The organism is Sporosarcina sp. P20a (genome assembly GCF_002743175.1).
Taxonomy (GTDB): domain Bacteria; phylum Bacillota; class Bacilli; order Bacillales_A; family Planococcaceae; genus Sporosarcina.
The window spans coordinates 22,145-37,388 of sequence record NZ_PDYT01000012.1 but is presented as its reverse complement, the minus strand read 5'-3'; the positions used below and the strand labels follow the sequence as shown (position 1 = coordinate 37,388).

The 15,244-nt window shown below is 42.1% G+C and carries 14 protein-coding genes, 1 riboswitch and 1 other annotated feature; all 14 genes read right to left on the bottom strand.

Annotation, left to right across the window (positions count from 1 at the left end):
• Positions 1 to 3: 3 nt before the first annotated feature.
• Positions 4 to 1,404, bottom strand: coding sequence for a cysteine--tRNA ligase (gene cysS, locus CSV72_RS10760; RefSeq protein WP_099678365.1), 1,401 nt, complete (start codon positions 1,402 to 1,404; stop codon positions 4 to 6).
• Positions 1,385 to 2,059 carry a serine O-acetyltransferase gene (gene cysE / locus CSV72_RS10755; RefSeq protein ID WP_099678364.1) on the bottom strand — a complete coding sequence of 225 codons (675 nt, stop codon included), beginning with the start codon at positions 2,057 to 2,059 and terminating at the stop codon, positions 1,385 to 1,387. Before cysE ends, cysS begins: the two co-directional genes overlap by 20 nt.
• Before the next feature lie 93 nt (positions 2,060 to 2,152).
• Positions 2,153 to 2,367, bottom strand: a binding site (T-box leader).
• Between the two features lie 57 nt (positions 2,368 to 2,424).
• Entirely contained in the window at positions 2,425 to 3,885 is a 1,461-nt protein-coding gene (gene gltX, locus CSV72_RS10750) for a glutamate--tRNA ligase (protein ID WP_099678363.1), read from the bottom strand.
• Between the two features lie 83 nt (positions 3,886 to 3,968).
• Entirely contained in the window at positions 3,969 to 4,448 is a 480-nt protein-coding gene (gene ispF / locus CSV72_RS10745; protein WP_099678362.1) for a 2-C-methyl-D-erythritol 2,4-cyclodiphosphate synthase, read from the bottom strand.
• Between the two features lie 13 nt (positions 4,449 to 4,461).
• Complete coding sequence (ispD, locus tag CSV72_RS10740; protein WP_099678361.1) at positions 4,462 to 5,142, bottom strand: 2-C-methyl-D-erythritol 4-phosphate cytidylyltransferase; 681 nt, start codon at positions 5,140 to 5,142, stop codon at positions 4,462 to 4,464.
• 26 nt (positions 5,143 to 5,168) lie between these two features.
• Positions 5,169 to 6,257 (bottom strand): PIN/TRAM domain-containing protein, encoded by a 1,089-nt coding sequence (locus CSV72_RS10735; RefSeq protein WP_099678360.1) that lies wholly within the window; start codon positions 6,255 to 6,257, stop codon positions 5,169 to 5,171.
• Between the two features lie 163 nt (positions 6,258 to 6,420).
• The gene (radA, locus tag CSV72_RS10730) at positions 6,421 to 7,791 is read right to left on the bottom strand and encodes a DNA repair protein RadA (RefSeq protein ID WP_099678359.1); all 1,371 of its coding nucleotides are present in this window, start codon (positions 7,789 to 7,791) and stop codon (positions 6,421 to 6,423) included.
• A gap of 89 nt (positions 7,792 to 7,880) precedes the next feature.
• A complete protein-coding gene (locus CSV72_RS10725) occupies positions 7,881 to 10,331 on the bottom strand; it encodes an ATP-dependent Clp protease ATP-binding subunit (RefSeq protein WP_099678374.1) in 2,451 nt (816 codons plus the stop codon).
• Positions 10,332 to 10,533: 202 nt separating this feature from the next.
• Entirely contained in the window at positions 10,534 to 11,604 is a 1,071-nt protein-coding gene (gene mcsB, locus CSV72_RS10720) for a protein-arginine kinase McsB (RefSeq protein WP_099678358.1), read from the bottom strand.
• Positions 11,594 to 12,145 (bottom strand): UvrB/UvrC motif-containing protein, encoded by a 552-nt coding sequence (locus tag CSV72_RS10715; RefSeq protein ID WP_099678357.1) that lies wholly within the window; start codon positions 12,143 to 12,145, stop codon positions 11,594 to 11,596. The genes mcsB and CSV72_RS10715 overlap by 11 nt, the downstream gene beginning before the upstream one ends.
• A gap of 11 nt (positions 12,146 to 12,156) precedes the next feature.
• The gene (locus tag CSV72_RS10710) at positions 12,157 to 12,627 is read right to left on the bottom strand and encodes a CtsR family transcriptional regulator (RefSeq protein ID WP_099633777.1); all 471 of its coding nucleotides are present in this window, start codon (positions 12,625 to 12,627) and stop codon (positions 12,157 to 12,159) included.
• Between the two features lie 362 nt (positions 12,628 to 12,989).
• Complete coding sequence (gene bioB, locus CSV72_RS10705) at positions 12,990 to 13,991, bottom strand: biotin synthase BioB (protein WP_099678356.1); 1,002 nt, start codon at positions 13,989 to 13,991, stop codon at positions 12,990 to 12,992.
• Positions 13,991 to 14,593, bottom strand: coding sequence for a biotin transporter BioY (locus CSV72_RS10700; protein ID WP_099678355.1), 603 nt, complete (start codon positions 14,591 to 14,593; stop codon positions 13,991 to 13,993). The genes bioB and CSV72_RS10700 overlap by 1 nt, the downstream gene beginning before the upstream one ends.
• A gap of 127 nt (positions 14,594 to 14,720) precedes the next feature.
• On the bottom strand, positions 14,721 to 14,918 hold the full coding sequence (locus CSV72_RS10695; protein ID WP_085132042.1) for a hypothetical protein: 198 nt from the start codon (positions 14,916 to 14,918) through the stop codon (positions 14,721 to 14,723).
• Between the two features lie 164 nt (positions 14,919 to 15,082).
• Positions 15,083 to 15,194: riboswitch (SAM riboswitch) on the top strand.
• Positions 15,195 to 15,244 lie beyond the last annotated feature (50 nt).

Sequence of the window (15,244 nt, the reverse complement as noted above, 5' to 3'; positions counted from 1 at the left end):
CCATTACCCTCTTTTCCAGCGAGTGCCTTGCGCTGTATCTTCTAAAATGATTCCTCGCGCTTTTAGTTCATCACGAATTTCATCCGAACGCGCAAAATCACGGTTCTTTCGAGCGTCAAGACGTTCTTGGATCAACGCATCAATTTCGTTATCGACTAATTCATCCGCACTATCAAACGGCACTCCGAGTACACCCATTAATTGATCCAAGGCATCGATGAATTGCTGGAGCACGTGACGATCTGTATTTTTCTCAAGCAAGTAAACGTTCGCCTGTTTGGATAGTTCAAAAATGGATGCAATTGCATTTGCCGTATTGAAGTCATCGTCCATCGATTTCTCAAATGCATTAATTTGTTCTTTAATCTTATTTAACCATGACTCGGAATTTTCCGCCAAGTCTGCCGAAATCGTTAGACGATGCTGCAAGTTGCTGTACGATGTCTGGATACGTTCCAATCCATTTGCCGCACTCTCCACAAGTTCTTGCGCAAAGTTAACCGGATGGCGATAGTGCACGGATAACATAAAGAATCTAAGTACCTTCGGATCGATTTGCTTACGAATATCATGTACTAAAATGAAGTTGCCTAAAGACTTCGACATTTTCTCGTTATCGATATTGATATAACCATTATGCATCCAATAGTTGGCGAAGGTTTTACCCGTAGCCGCTTCAGACTGTGCGATTTCATTTTCATGGTGCGGGAATGTTAAGTCTTGCCCTCCTGCATGAATATCGATTGTGTCACCAAGAAGTTGTTTGGCCATTACCGAACATTCGATATGCCAACCCGGACGACCTTTGCCCCACGGACTATCCCACGAGATTTCACCCTCTTTTGCCGATTTCCAAAGTGCAAAATCAAGAGGATCTGTTTTGATTGCGTTTTCTTCCACCCGTGCACCCACTTTTAATTCGTCAATAGATTGGTGTGAAAGCTTTCCGTAACCTTCAAATTGACGTGTACGGAAATAGACATCCCCTTGAGATTCGTAAGCAAATCCTTTATCGATAAGAACTTGAATGAATTCTACAATGTCATCAATATGTTCAGTTACGCGAGGATGCGCTGTCGCTACTTCACAACCAAGTGCACTAACATCTTCGTGATAAGCGGCGATGAAACGCTCGGTTAACTCTCCGACCTCTTCATTCAATTCATTCGCCGCTTTAATGATTTTGTCGTCTACGTCCGTGAAGTTTGAGACGTAATTCACTTCATATCCGCGATATTCCAAGTAGCGACGAATCGTATCAAATGCAATCACAGGACGAGCGTTACCGATATGAATATAGTTATAAACGGTTGGTCCACAGACATACATCTTGACCTTTCCTTCTTCTATTGGAACAAACCTTTCTTTCTTACGTGTCAATGTATTATAAAGTTGAATGCTCATGTAAATCTCCCTTTTTTCCATTCTCGGTTTCCAACTGCTCAGTACGCAGCTTCAACTCCTGAATTTGCTTTTCTAGTCGTTTGATTTCATCCGCAATAGGATCTTGCGTAGAATGATCCAATTTATTCTTCACACGTACACCATTTGAAATAACGATTTTCCCTGGTATTCCAACCACTGTAGAGTTGGGCGGCACTTCTTTCAAGATGACCGACCCCGCTCCTACCTTACTATTCTCACCAATCGTGATGGAACCAAGTACTTTGGCACCTGACGCAACCAATACATTATCACAGAGCGTCGGATGTCGCTTCCCGCCTTCTTTTCCTGTTCCCCCTAGTGTAACTCCTTGATAAAGTGTTACATCGTCGCCAATTTCACATGTTTCCCCTATTACTACGCCCATTCCATGATCAATGAAAAGACGTCTGCCTATCACGGCTCCAGGATGAATCTCGATACCCGTAAAAAACCTGCTAACTTGCGATACTATACGAGCCAAAAACCGAAGATTACGCTTATAAAACACATGCGCAATACGGTGCATCCAAATCGCATGCAACCCCGAATACGTTAAGACTACTTCAAAGGTACTGCGGGCTGCCGGATCTTGATCGAAAATACAACGAATATCTTCTTTCATACGTTTGAACAATGAACTTCCCCCTTTTTCTGCTTTCACATGACGGCGATTTCCACTATAGAAAAATTTCTTGAGATAAAAAAAAGCGCCCCCGTCACTCATGATGACAGAGACGCATTAAATGCGTGGTTCCACTCCGCTTGAGAACGTAATTGTTCCCCGCTTAATGTCTTTAACGCAGACTATACGTATGGCCTACTAACAGTTTCGGCTCATCGCTCAAAGGTGCATTTCGATAGTGAACGACTCAGGTCATTTCCAGCCTAGATGACCCTCTCTACAGAGTATCCACTATGTACTTTCCTTCTCGACGCTTTCCATATGACAATTTCATATTAGGTTCATTTTACAGATATTCGTTGAAATGTCAATATTGTTTATTTTGCAAATCTTCCAACGCGTTGAATGATTTTTTCTTTACCGATCAGTGCAATTGCATCCGGTAGTTCGGGACCTGACGTCTGTCCAGTTGCTACAACACGTACTGGCATGAATAAGTTCTTACCTTTATGTCCCGTTTCTTTTTGAACTGCTTTAATTGCCGCTTTAATAGATGGTGCATCAAAAGTTTCTAATTCTTCTAGCTGCTTCTTAAGTGACGTCATCACTTCAGGTACTTGTTCACTAGACAAAATTTCCGATGCTGTTTCATCATATTCCAATGTGTCGTGGAAGAACTGGGCAGATAACTCAACAATTTCAGCGCCAAAGCTCAATTGACCGTGGTATAGCGCGATCAAATCGTGTACCCATGTTTGTTCTTCGGCAGACATATTTTCTGAAACCAGTTCAGCTGCTTGTAGATGCGGCAATGTTAATTCAATTACTTCTTCTAAGGACAACTTTTTTATATATTGGTTATTCATCCACGTCAGCTTATCCGTGTCGAACATGGAAGGTGATTTCGACAAGCGAGACTCATCGAATTGTTTCACGAGTTCGTCATGAGAGAAAATCTCCTCTTCTCCGACAGGCGACCAACCAAGCAAAGCGAAGAAATTAAACATCGCTTCCGGCAAATAACCTAAATCCTTATATTGTGTAATGAATTGAATGATTGATTCATCACGTTTTGAAAGCTTTTTACGTTCTTCGTTGACGATTAGCGTCATATGACCAAAGCGTGGGTGGTCCCAACCGAATACGTCAAACACCATTAGCTGCTTCGGTGTATTCGTCAAGTGCTCCTCTCCACGGAAAACATGCGAGATTTTCATCAAATGATCATCGACTACTACAGCAAAGTTATACGTCGGAATACCATTTGTCTTAACCATAACCCAGTCACCAATGTCTTTTGACTCGAATGTGACTTCACCACGCACAAGGTCATCGATTGTATACGTAACGTCTTCAGGAACACGCATACGGATATTGTAAGATTTTCCTGCCTCTTCATTTTCCGCAACTTGTTCCGCTGTCAAATGGCGGCAAGTTCCATCATACATAGGCGCTGCGATTCCCGCTTCTTTCTGCGCGTCACGCTTTGCTTCAAGCTCTTCAGGAGTACAGAAACATTTATAAGCATTTCCATTTTCAAGCATTTCATCTGCATACTTCTTATATATATCCAGACGTTCCATTTGACGATACGGCCCGTATTCTCCGCCAATATCAATTGATTCGTCATGATGGATACCGAGCCACGTTAGGTTTTCAAGTTGTGATAGTTCTCCACTTTCAATATTTCGTGCAGTATCCGTATCTTCAATACGAACAATGAATTTCCCGTCATAGTGACGAGCGAATAAATAGTTGAATAACGCGGTCCGCGCTCCACCAATATGTAGTTGGCCTGTTGGACTCGGTGCATAACGCACACGTACTTCTTGTGTCATAATATTTACCTCTCCGTTTCGAATTGATTACGTTCTTATATAATTTCCTATCTATTTTAACACTCTAGAAGATGTTTTGAAAGTTACTGGTTTTTCATCAGTAAAATCGTTGCCATCGCTGCGATTCCTTCTTCTCGCCCAGGGAAGCCTAGACGTTCCGTAGTCGTAGCTTTCACATTCACTTGCGACAGATCTGCTTCGAGCAATTCTGCCACACGCTCACGAATGTCTCCAATATAGGGTGCCATTTTCGGACGTTGCGCAATAATCGTACAATCAATATTACCTAAACGATAGCCTTCGTCTTTTACCATCGCCCATACTTTCTCCAATAAAACAGCAGAATCGGCGTCTTTGAACGCATCATCCGTATCCGGGAAATGTGTGCCAATATCCACTTTACCAATCGCACCAAGTGCAGCGTCTGTTACTGTGTGTAATAGCACATCCGCATCGGAGTGACCGATCAATCCTTTCGTGTGCGGAATGGTTATACCTCCGATAATGAGTGGTCTACCTTCTTCAAATGCATGTACATCAAAACCTTGTCCAATTCGAAACATGTGATTATTCCTCCTACTTTCTTCTTGCCAGTAAGATTTCGCCTATCGCAAGATCTTCCTGGGTTGTCATCTTTACATTGTCATATGAGCCTTCCACTACTTGGACTTCGTGACCAATACGCTCCACTAACATAGATTCATCCGTGCCGAGGAAACCTTCTTGAATAGCAGAGTCAGACGCTTCTTTCAGCAATTTATATTGAAATGCCTGTGGCGTTTGTACAAGCCATAACTTTTCACGATCTAATGTTTCTTTCACAGTACCATCTTCCGCGTACTTAATTGTATCTTTCGCCTTAACCGCCGCTATAGCTGCTCCTTTTTCATTCGCAGTACTTACCAGTTCTGTAATGACTGTTGAATTCAAGAAGGGTCTAGCCGCGTCATGGACGAGAACAATACCTTCCCCTTTATAAGCAGAGATACAAGCCGCAACACTGTTTTGACGCTCACCACCACCCTTTACAAATGTAATAGGTTTCGCGTGTTGATGCTGTTCAAGAATCTCTTCAATCACGGCTTGTTCTTCCGGCTTTACAGCCATAATGACTTCTTCACAATTGGGGTCTTCTTGAAAGACACTTACTGTATGATACAAAATTGAATGCTCCCCAATTTTCAGGAAGAGTTTATTTTGTCCAGCACCCATTCGTTTGCCGCTTCCCGCAGCAGGAATCATCACTGTATATTTCACGTTTGTCACTCTGCTTTCTATGCTGGTTATCGACCTTTAGGTTTCGCAAAAATCATTCGTCCTGCAGATGTTTGCAATACACTTGTTACTACAACGTCAATGGCATCTCCGATATGAGACCGACCATCTTCTATTACGATCATTGTGCCATCATCTAAGTATGCAACACCTTGATTATGCTCTTTGCCATCCTTGATGACGACGACGTGCATTTCTTCACCTGGAATGACTACCGGTTTTACTGCGTTTGCGAGATCGTTTATATTTAAAACTGCAACCCCATGTAAATCTGATACTTTATTTAAGTTAAAATCATTCGTTACAACTAAACCATCCATTTTCTTCGCCAATTTAACTAACTTCAAATCCACTTCAGCTACATTCGGAATATCTTCGTCCGTAATGAGTACTTGAGGACCGTCATCATTTTGTAAACGCTTTAGAATATCTAAACCACGTCTACCTTTTGTTCGCTTCAACGTGTCAGATGAATCGGCAATATGCTGTAGTTCTGTCAGTACAAACTGAGGTACCACTAAAATCCCTTGTAAAAATCCTGTTCCCACTATATCCGCAATACGTCCATCGATAATGACACTAGTATCCAATAATTTATATACATCTTTTTGTGGTGGAGTAACGACTGGTTCTGCAGATTCTTTCTTTTTCGCTGTTGTTAAGCGTAAATTAGAAAATGCATTAATGAACTCTTCCCACTTTTTAAAACCTACTTGGAAACCTAAATAGCCGAGAAGAATAGACAATAAAACAGGCACAACAGAAGATACTACCGGAAAACCAATCGCACTTAGTCCGAAACTGAATAAAAATGCAACGATTAATCCCACAACTAACCCAATTGTACCGAATAACAAATCCATAATCGGTGCTTTCAGGAGTCTTTCTTCAATCCATTTAATGAAATTGACAATCGGCTCGGTTAAAAATAGGCTTAATAAAAATAGAATGATAGCTCCTATGATTGCCTCCACATAAGGATTTTCTATGATGGGGCGTGATGTAAACTCAAACATAGCGAATAAGTACGGTAAAAATAAAACACCGAGAGTTCCTCCGATTAATAAGAATGAAACTTGGACTACTCTTTTCAACATATTCTTCCACCTCCTTTTCCTTCTTAATAGTATACAACGAATTATGCTTAGCCGCTTAGGTTAAGTGAGGAATTTCTGAAAATTCCTCACTTCTCCTACTAGGACTATCTAGATAGCGGGAAAGTTTCTTACCTTCCTTCTCATCCAGTCATGTAAATAGATGTTATCTGAATGCCATTCCCAACGCTTCCGTTATTGTTTCAACACCCACTACTTCAATTCCAGACGGAACATCCCAGCCACCCAGATTAGATGATGGAATGATAATGCGATCAAAACCAAGCTTTGCCGCTTCCGTGACGCGTTGTTCTATTCTAGATACCCTTCTAACCTCACCTGTTAACCCTACTTCACCAACAAAACAATCCCGTGCCCCTACAGCCGTGTCGCGATAGCTAGAAACAATACTCAGCAAGACCGCTAAATCAATGGCCGGCTCATCCAGCTTAACGCCGCCCGCAACCTTAATATACGCATCTTGTGTCTGTAATAGCATCCCTGCACGTTTTTCCAATACCGCCATCAATAGCTGGACGCGGTTTTGATCCAATCCCGTTGCCATGCGCTTCGGATAATTGAAACTGGATGCCGTCATCAATGCCTGAATTTCAACAAGTATCGGACGTGTACCTTCCATAGAAGCAACAATGGTCGAGCCCGCTCCACCTTGTGATCGCTCACGCAAGAACATTTCTGATGGATTTAAGACTTCCTTTAATCCGGCTTGCAACATTTCAAAAATAGCAATTTCATTGGTAGATCCAAAACGATTTTTAACACTTCGCAAAATACGGTATGTGTGGTGACGTTCACCTTCAAAATACAGCACTGTATCTACCATATGCTCAAGCAATCGTGGTCCTGCAATTTGTCCTTCTTTTGTTACGTGACCTACGAGGAATATTGCAATATTTTGCGTTTTAGCTATACGCATAAGTTCCGCGGTACATTCACGCACTTGCGAGACACTTCCAGGTGCTGATGATACTTCAGGATGATGAACAGTCTGAATGGAGTCCACCACCACAAATCGCGGTTTCACTTCATCCACAGTTTCATTAATCATTGCGAGATCGGTTTCGGCATAAATATATAACTCGTCCGACTTCACACCTAATCGTTCTGCACGTAACTTTGTTTGCTTGATCGATTCCTCACCTGATATATACAGTACGCGCTGTTGTTGATTTGCAAGTAGCGATGATACTTGAAGCAACAATGTAGATTTTCCGATACCTGGATCTCCACCGATTAATATGAGCGAGCCCGGAACAATTCCTCCTCCAAGTACGCGGTTTAATTCTTCTAATTCCGTTTTGACACGCGGCTCCTCAGCCATTTCCACCTGACTGATCGGCAAAGCTTTCTGTTTCACTCTTTCGCCATGTTGAAATGCGGCACGCGGTCCTTTTTGTACAATCTCTACTTCTTCATCCATTGTGTTCCATTCTCCACAACCAGGACAACGGCCCATCCACTTAGCGGACTCATATCCACAAGAACGGCACATGAACTTTGATTTACGCTTAGCCATACACTCTCTCCTTATGTAAAAATACGAAAAGGACAGCCCGCTGCGCTTTTTAAAAACTAAGCGAGCGAGCTATCCGGACGATCATATTATTATTTTTCTGCTGCTACTACTGTTTGTTTCTCCGTGCGTACGATAAATTTATCATCCTCTACATCAACGATTACTTTTTCACCCATCAGAACTTTACCTTCAAGTAACTCTTCAGATAAACGATCTTCTACATGTTTTTGCAATGCACGACGTAATGGACGAGCCCCGTATTCAGGATCATATCCCTCTTCCGTAATCTTATCTTTAGCAGATTCAGTTAACACCAATTCGATGTCCTGTTCAGTCAAGCGCTTAGAAAGTTCATCACTCATCAAGCTGACAATTTCACGCAAGTGTTCTTTCTCCAGTGAATGGAAGACAATCATGTCATCCACACGGTTCAAGAACTCAGGTCTGAATGTTTTCTTCAATTCCGCAAGCATTTTTTCCTTCATGTCATCGTAATCGGATTCACCGTCTTGAATATTAAAGCCAACGTAGCGGTTTTTCTTCAATTCCGTTGCTCCAACGTTCGAAGTCATGATAATTACTGTGTTGCGGAAATCAACTGTACGCCCTTTAGAATCCGTTAAGCGTCCGTCTTCTAACACTTGCAATAAGATATTGAAAACATCTGGATGCGCTTTTTCAATTTCATCGAGTAGTACAACTGAGTACGGCTTACGGCGAACTTTCTCCGTTAACTGGCCGCCTTCTTCATACCCTACATAGCCTGGAGGTGATCCGACTAGACGGGATGTAGAATGTTTCTCCATATATTCGGACATATCGATACGAATCATCGCATCTTCATCCCCGAACATCACTTCCGCTAACGCACGGCCTAGTTCAGTTTTACCTACACCAGTCGGGCCTAGGAAAATGAATGAACCAATAGGACGTTTCGGATCTTTCAATCCTGCACGTGCACGACGGATGGCTTTCGAAATAGATAACACTGCTTCTTTTTGGCCAATGACGCGTTGATGCAAAATTTCTTCCATGTTCAGCAATTTAGCTGACTCTGTCTCCGCAATCTTGTCAACAGGAATTCCTGTCCACATCGCCACAACAGATGCGATATCATTTACTGTCACTTCGGACTCAGTTTGCCCTTGTTTCTCTTTCCAAGCTGCTTTAGTTGTTTCTAATTCTTCCTTCATCTTCTGCTCTTTATCACGATAAGAAGCCGCCTTCTCAAATTCTTGGCTTTGCACGGCTGCATTCTTCTCGGAACGGATTGCTTCAAGCTTCACCTCGAGCTCCTTCAAGTTAGGAGGCGTTGTATACGAACGCAAACGCACTTTCGATCCAGCTTCGTCAATTAAGTCAATCGCTTTATCCGGTAAGAAACGGTCCGAGATATAACGATCAGACATCTTCGCTGCCGCTTCCACTGCTTCATCCGTAATCTTCACACGGTGATGCGCTTCGTAACGGTCACGCAAGCCTTTAATGATTTGAATTGTTTCATCTACAGACGGCTCATCAACTTGAATCGGTTGGAAACGTCGTTCAAGTGCTGCGTCTTTTTCAATATATTTACGGTATTCGTCAAGTGTTGTAGCACCGATACATTGTAGTTCACCGCGTGCAAGAGATGGCTTCAAGATATTGGATGCATCGATAGCACCTTCTGCCCCACCCGCACCAATCAACGTGTGCAATTCATCGATGAATAAAATAATGTTACCCGCTTGACGGATTTCTTCCATTACCTTCTTCATTCTATCTTCAAACTCACCGCGGTATTTTGTGCCTGCGACGACTGTACCCATATCTAGTGTCATAACACGTTTGTCACGCAATATTTCAGGCACTTCGTTACTTACAACTTGCTGTGCCAAACCTTCTGCGATCGCCGTCTTACCTACACCCGGTTCACCAATCAACACTGGATTGTTTTTTGTACGTCGTGCCAACACTTCAATCACACGTGTAATTTCTTTACTTCGTCCAATTACGGGATCCAGCGTACCCTCACGTGCGATTTCAGTTAAATCACGCGCTAAGCCATCCAATGTTGGTGTGGCTGCTGACGCAGAATTCGCTGGGTTGCCAACAGAACTTTCATCATTACCAAGCAATTGAAGTACTTGCTGGCGAGCTTTGTTCAAGCTAACACCGGCGTTATTCAGAACGCGTGCCGCCACGCCTTCTCCTTCTCGAATCAAAGCCAATAAAATATGTTCAGTGCCGATATAAGAATGTCCTAATTTACGGGACTCATCAACAGATAGTTCAATAACGCGTTTTGCGCGAGGAGTATAATGAACGATCGGACCCACATCTTTAGAGCCTACACCTACTAGAATTTCTACTTCTCGTTCAATAGTATCTGCATTCACGCTAATCGCTTCAAGAGCTTTTGCCGCGATGCCGCCACCTTCTCGAATCAATCCAAGTAAAATATGCTCAGTACCAATAGATTCATGTTTTAAACGAATAGCCTCTTCTTGAGCCAGTTGTAAAACTTTTTGTGCGCGTTGTGTAAATCGATTAAACATCATATTCATTCCCCTCTTCCTTCATCAGTGGACTATATTCTATGTTATGCAAAATAACGCATCAATGCTTTGTTTCCTATAACTATATATATTCATGCCAGTTCGCGATACAACCTAATTCGCATATTGACTTTGACTATCTTTGATTAATTATAAATGCTATGAGGCTTTCTTGCAAAAACTTTGCTCATAACCGATCACAGTCCTATTCTTGTGCAGCAGATCTCTCTATACCTAGCCGATCCCGGAATAATTGTGCACGAAGGATATCTCGTTCGTCAGATGTTAATTCCGCTTCCGCATATTGTTGGAGAAATCCTGGTTGCATGAAAATCATCAATTCATTCAAGATGGTCATATCAATATTTTCAATGATACCTAAATCAATACCCAAACGGACGTCAGACAAACATTTTGCCGCTTCTGCTGACGGCAAGATCCGCGAATGAGTCAATGTACCAAGTGCCCTGAATAATCTATTCTCCAAGTGAACTTCCGACTTAGCCAATAATAATTCACGAGATTTCTTTTCATGCGCAATCAGGCGCTTAGAGATACTTTCCAGATCTTTCAAGATTTCCTCTTCTGATTTGCCAAGTGTGATTTGATTGGAAACTTGATAAATATTACCGAGTGCTTCACTGCCCTCTCCATAACTTCCACGTACAACCATCCCAAGCCTGGATATCGCAGGAATAATTCGCTCGATTTGCTTAGTGATGGTTAATGCAGGTAAATGCATCATGACAGACGCGCGCATTCCCGTACCTGTGTTGGATGGACAACTTGTTAAATAGCCGAATGTTTCATCGAAAGCATAGTTCAAATTCACTTCCAGCTCGCTATCTACTCGATCAGCATGTTCGTACGCCTGATCTATTTGAAAGCCTGGATAAATACATTGAATGCGAATATGATCTTCTTCATTCACCATAATACTAATCTTTTCGTCTTCCGACAGCAAAACCGATCCATGTTTTTCAGGATTGATCAACTGCGGACTGACTAAATGTTTCTCGACTAAAATTTGTCTTTCAAGTGGTGATAAATCTTCCATTGTCGTGCCTGTAAAGTGGTGATCCTGCATCGTCTCGACCGCTTGATTCAACGCTTCGCTTACGCGGTTTGCATCTTCTTGCGAAGCACTTATTGGAAATAGATGATCACGCAAATTACGAGCCAGCCTGATCCTTGTGGATAAGACGATATCAGCATGTTCACCTTCCGCTACCATCCAGCCTGTGAGTTCCTGTTTGATGAATTTTTCAAATGACATGTTGATCATCACCCCCATCGGACAGTTGCTCCTTCACTTGGTTCGCCTCATCACGTAAAGTGGCCGCTTCTTCAAAACGTTCGTTTTCTACGGCTTCCCGCATTTTTGTACGGATATCTTCAAGCTTTTTCTTTAAAGCAAATCGTTCATTAAGTGAAACGGGGATTTTTCCACGGTGTTGGGTATGTCCATTATGCAATTTGACAAACACTCGTGGCAACTGTCCCCTAAATGTTTCGTAACATTCTGCACAGCCAAACTTTCCGATATCAAGGAAACGATGGAAGGTCAAATCGCAATTCGGACATTTCGGACCATCCGGCAATCTCTCATCGGCTTTTTGTTCTGAAAATAATTCTGATCCGCCCAACCAGTGTGCTAGAAATTGTTGAATGGATAACGGCTCCTGATCCGGACTAAAAGAAAATGTTTGTGAGTAAAATGCGCATTTATCACATAAATGACGCTCTGTTACACCATTAGATGTTTCTTGTTTAAACACTACAGTAGCTGGTCGTTCCTTACAGTTTTCGCAAAGCATGGAGATTCACCTCATTCTATCTCTTCATAAATTAATGTAACTAACATAGCGCGAAGAATACGCGAACGTAATGCATCCCGCTCAGGTAACATATAACGCAAAGTAGCACGGCCCACTGCGGCAAGCATCAGCTTAGCCTCACGTTCTGTAATGACTTCTTCTTCAATTAAACGGATGATGACATCTTCCGCCATAGTAGAGGATGCTTCACTCTCTAAAATCCCCAACGCTTGTTCAAGTAAGTCCTTTCGGGAGTTCGTACGCACCCTGTAAATCCGTATGTAGCCTCCGCCCCCCCGCTTAGACTCTACGGCGTAGCCTCTTTCGACGGTAAACCGGGTTTTGATCACGTAGTTGATCTGTGATGGTACGCATTGGAATTTCTCAGCAATCTCGTTTCTTTTGATTTCAATAGAAGCACTATCTTCCTCTTCTATAATCGACTTCAAATATCCTTCTATAATGTCAGAAATATTACGCATCTCGTCACCTCGTTTCGCTCGTTCATCTAGTTGACTTTGACTATCTTTGACTTGATTGTATCGCAGAAATTAGGCGGGATGCAATTCATTTGTTTATATGTATACCTTATTACGTTGAAAGGAAACCTGTTGCTAGGTTGTCACATTAGGCTATTGATTATTCAATTAATCACCAGACAAAAAAACTAGGTGAGTTGGTAAGCACCGTTGATCGATGATCCAGATGGATGCTTTCCGCTTAAGATTACCTACTATAATCTTCTTACATAGAAGACTGTCTGAATAATAAAAGACTGAAGAACAGATCCTTCTAGCGGATTGTCTTCAGTCATAATGTATACAAACTCTTTCTTCTTTTCTCTTTATATAGTGATAGGTTTTTTATGCAAAGGTTCGAGGTCGACTTCGAAGCCCATATCTTCAAGCATCTTTTGATCTTGATCATTTTCTTGACCAGCTGTTGTGAGATAATCGCCGATGAAGATAGAGTTTGCGGCGTAGAGGCCTAGTGGTTGAAGACTTCTTAGATTAACTTCACGTCCACCGGAGATGCGGATTTCTTTGCTAGGGTTGATATAGCGGAATAGACACAGGACTTTCAGACAGTAGCGTGGGTCCAGTTCTGATGTTCCTTCTAACGGCGTTCCATCTACCGCGTGCAGGAAGTTTACAGGTATGGAATCTGCGTCCAGTTCGCGTAAGCTACGCGCCATAGAGATGATGTCTTGCTTTGTTTCACGCATGCCGACAATGACGCCTGAACATGGAGATATGCCTGCTTCTTTGGCCAGTCCTACAGTGTTAACACGATCATCGTATGTATGCGATGTCGTTATACTTTCGTGATGCTCTGCGGATGTGTTTAAGTTGTGGTTGTAGCGATCTACTCCCGCCTCTTTCAAACGAGTTGCTTGTCCTGGTTTCAAAATACCTAAGCAAGCACATACCGTCATTCCTTTATGCTTTTCTTTAATCTGTTTAACAGAGTCAATAACTATGTCCAGTTCACTTTCGCGCGGTCCCCGTCCGCTTGCTACGATGCAATAGGTACCTGCTTTATTAGCGGCAGCACGTTCTGCACCTTCTAGTATTTCTTCCGATTTCATCATCGCATACTTTTCGACAGGCGCTTTTGAAATGATGGATTGTGCGCAATAACCACAGTTCTCCGGACATAATCCTGATTTCGTATTGATGATCATATTCAACTTTACTTTATTTCCGAAGTAATGCGATCGAATTGAGTATGTTGCGTGAAGTAGTAATAGTAAATCCTCGTCTGGGCTATTCAATATTGCGAGTGCTTCCTCGTCAGTTACTACATGCCCTTCCAGCACTTGGGTAGCTAATTTTTGGTAATTCATTATAGTGTACGCCTCACTTTCAAGTGTTTTGACATTCTAAACGCAAATATGCCTGACAGTACAGCTAGAATTAGATCTTTTGGCAGCGGAGGCATCATCCATAACCATGCAATTTTGTAGGTAAACACGTCGGGTGCAGCAGCCCACATCTTGTACGCAACATACATCCAGCTCGTACCTAGTATGTAGTTGATTGCCGTAGCAACTAGTGCCGCGGTGATAAAAGCAGGCAGTGTGTGATTTCGCTCGACAATTTTCCCCGCTACATAAGCGATTAGAATAAAGGTGAGAATAAAGCCAAACGTCGGACTTAAGATTTGACCGAAACCGCCTGAAAATTTAGCGAAGACCGGTGCACCTGCTAGTCCTATTAACATATAGACCGTCATAGACAACGCACCTAGACGGCTACCAAGTAATAGTCCTGATAAGATCGCGAAAAACGTTTGCAATGTAATTGGTACTCCACCAACTACTAAAAATGGCACGAAGGATGTAATATTTGCTCCAATCATCATTAATGATGCGAACATCCCGCTGTATACAATAGTTAATGCACTGAACCTACTTACCGGTCGTCTCTCTGTTGCTATTGCCATCATGTCACCTCTTTATATATTAGTTACCATAAAAATAATAACGGTTAACTCATCTTACGTCAACACTATTTATTTTTAAGTTAACATTAAAAGGTGAATAAAAAAAGACTGCAGCACAAATGCTGACAGCCTACTTCTTCTCATCAATCTGTTCTTCTTTTTCTTTACGGAATAAAACGCTTGAGATTAAACCACTGAATATAGCAGCCGCAATTGTAATGTACACACGCATATCATAAGCAACTTCTTCATAACTGTTACCTATCATGATCCAAGCAAGTGTACCTACAAGAACAGCGATTGGAAATGAGTATTTAAAGAATCGCATAATTCCTCACCTTTTCGAGTTGTTTCTTTGATTTTAGCATATATACCACAATTTCTCTATGCACTAACCCTGCACTATGAACTTCACCAAACGTTCACTTGACGATATCTAACAAAGCCGCTATGATGTGGTTAGAATAATCTAAATAGTTTAATAAGAAACATATCTTATCAAGAGAAGCCGAGGGACTGGCCCGACGACGCTTCAGCAACCAGCCATTTTGGCAAGGTGCTACTTCCAGCAGTCTGTCAAATTGGCACTCTGAAAAGATGAGAGGGAACTAGTCATTGAGATTACAAAGCCTTCTAATACACTTGAAGGCTTTT

What these genes read in the sequence shown, in the direction of transcription:
- cysS (WP_099678365.1), bottom strand. Translation starts at nt 1,404, where the DNA reads ATGAGCATTCAACTTTATAATACATTGACACGTAAGAAAGAAAGGTTT.
- gltX (WP_099678363.1), bottom strand. Translation starts at nt 3,885, where the DNA reads ATGACACAAGAAGTACGTGTGCGTTATGCACCGAGTCCAACAGGCCAA.
- ispF (WP_099678362.1), bottom strand. Translation starts at nt 4,448, where the DNA reads ATGTTTCGAATTGGACAAGGTTTTGATGTACATGCATTTGAAGAAGGT.
- CSV72_RS10735 (WP_099678360.1), bottom strand. Translation starts at nt 6,257, where the DNA reads ATGTTGAAAAGAGTAGTCCAAGTTTCATTCTTATTAATCGGAGGAACT.
- radA (WP_099678359.1), bottom strand. Translation starts at nt 7,791, where the DNA reads ATGGCTAAGCGTAAATCAAAGTTCATGTGCCGTTCTTGTGGATATGAG.
- CSV72_RS10725 (WP_099678374.1), bottom strand. Translation starts at nt 10,331, where the DNA reads ATGATGTTTAATCGATTTACACAACGCGCACAAAAAGTTTTACAACTG.
- mcsB (WP_099678358.1), bottom strand. Translation starts at nt 11,604, where the DNA reads ATGTCATTTGAAAAATTCATCAAACAGGAACTCACAGGCTGGATGGTA.
- CSV72_RS10715 (WP_099678357.1), bottom strand. Translation starts at nt 12,145, where the DNA reads ATGCTTTGCGAAAACTGTAAGGAACGACCAGCTACTGTAGTGTTTAAA.
- CSV72_RS10710 (WP_099633777.1), bottom strand. Translation starts at nt 12,627, where the DNA reads ATGCGTAATATTTCTGACATTATAGAAGGATATTTGAAGTCGATTATA.
- bioB (WP_099678356.1), bottom strand. Translation starts at nt 13,991, where the DNA reads ATGAATTACCAAAAATTAGCTACCCAAGTGCTGGAAGGGCATGTAGTA.
- CSV72_RS10700 (WP_099678355.1), bottom strand. Translation starts at nt 14,593, where the DNA reads ATGATGGCAATAGCAACAGAGAGACGACCGGTAAGTAGGTTCAGTGCA.
- CSV72_RS10695 (WP_085132042.1), bottom strand. Translation starts at nt 14,918, where the DNA reads ATGCGATTCTTTAAATACTCATTTCCAATCGCTGTTCTTGTAGGTACA.